Source organism: Bacillus sp. S4 (assembly GCF_040838205.1).
Taxonomy (GTDB): Bacteria; Bacillota; Bacilli; order Bacillales; family Bacillaceae_G; genus Bacillus_A; species Bacillus_A cereus_U.
The window spans coordinates 1-1,485 of record NZ_JBFPJI010000502.1 but is presented as its reverse complement, the minus strand read 5'-3'; the positions used below and the strand labels follow the sequence as shown (position 1 = coordinate 1,485).

Genomic DNA, 1,485 nt, shown 5'->3' with positions numbered 1-1,485 from the left:
AAGTAGAACCATTACACCAATTGTCATTCCAATCGATAAATATAATTTTGCGTTAGTAAAAAATGAGACAGTTGGTCCTTCCGATTTATATCCTCCATGTTTTGCCTTTTTAAAAACATCAATTGTAGTTACAATGTGAGTACAAAGCGCTCCTAACATTATTAAACCAATATAAACTAACGTTTTATTATTCCTAGGAAAATCAAACATTCCTTCAACCATCATAACGATAAATGGTAATGTTGCTAACTGAAAAGAATAAAATAAAGTCACGATGGCTTGGAGTTTCTGTAATTTAAAAGCAACCTTTGAAGACATGTAAATTATTAAAAAAATCAACTCCAAAATGTATAACTTTACCTCAGATCGTACCAAAAATGTTTCAAATGGTGTTAAAGAAATCTTATCACCGTTCAGCAAAATACCTAAAAACATGATGAGCATTGGTATAGAAGTATATGCAAAAACTCCCCCATAAAAGATTCTTATATAATCTGGACTTAATCGATTTCTATTTTCAATTTCAAAAAGACCCATATCTTCTTCTCTTATATTCCACATTCAGCTTTTTCACCTTCTATATAGTTTAAATAATTCTCATACACTTAAATTCTATTTCACCATTATTTACTTTTCGTTTTGAATTTTTCATTTTGTTTTCGAGTTCTCCCACGCATTCTCTCATTTTCTTCCCAAGTCATATTAAATGATTTAAATTTGAATCTACAGTACACCAATAGCTGGAATTCTGCTGCACCAACGGCTACAGTGTACAGTAAAACAGTACCTATTACATATCCAATCAAAGTATCAATCGCATAATCATTATGAAAATAAATCAAAATAAGTAGGATTAATGCGTATATTGAAGCTACTTTCATCATAGTCCCTTTTATTTTACTAAAAAAGGAAGCGGATCTTTCATTCATACTAAATGCACCTTCACTTACCTGTTTAAACGTATCAATTGTTGTCACAATATGAACAATCACTGCTCCTATAAATAAGAAACCTACATATACTAATGTAATTCCGTCGATTGTATAGTCAGACATTCCAGGAAGAATTAAAGCCGTGAATAATATCGTACCTAATTGAAATGCATATAATAACACGACAATCGTTTGTAACTTTTGAAATTTAAATCGAGCTTTTGGAAATGAATATAGAATTAAAAAAATTATTTGCAAGCTATATAGCACAAGTTCAATTGTAACAATTGTTTTTTCGAATAAAGTAGTATAGTAGTCCCAACCAAAGGTTACTAAAGTACCAATAAGAAAAAACATCATAACTGAAACATACACTATTGTTCCTATCATAAAACCTAAAGCACCTTCTGGACTTAAACGCCTTCTACATATCATCCTAAACTTTTCTAAATTTTCTTCTTTTATTTTCCACATCCAAGTGCCCACCTTTAACCACATTCACTTAAATCATGTAGATTAAAAATAAAAACCTTCTCATTTTGATGAAAAGAGA

The 1,485-nt window shown here is 30.0% G+C and carries 2 protein-coding genes; both read right to left on the bottom strand.

What is annotated here, in order from left to right:
• The coding region (locus tag AB3X48_RS22030) for a hypothetical protein (protein ID WP_367959952.1) at positions 1–561 on the bottom strand (561 nt) is incomplete at its 3' end.
• A gap of 62 nt (positions 562–623) precedes the next feature.
• The gene (locus AB3X48_RS22025) at positions 624–1,406 is read right to left on the bottom strand and encodes a hypothetical protein (RefSeq protein ID WP_002202233.1); all 783 of its coding nucleotides are present in this window, start codon (positions 1,404–1,406) and stop codon (positions 624–626) included.
• Between the last annotated feature and the right edge of the window lie 79 nt (positions 1,407–1,485).

Excerpts from the sequence above, each read along its gene's own strand:
- AB3X48_RS22025 (WP_002202233.1), bottom strand. The coding sequence starts at position 1,406 with ATGTGGAAAATAAAAGAAGAAAATTTAGAAAAGTTTAGGATGATATGT.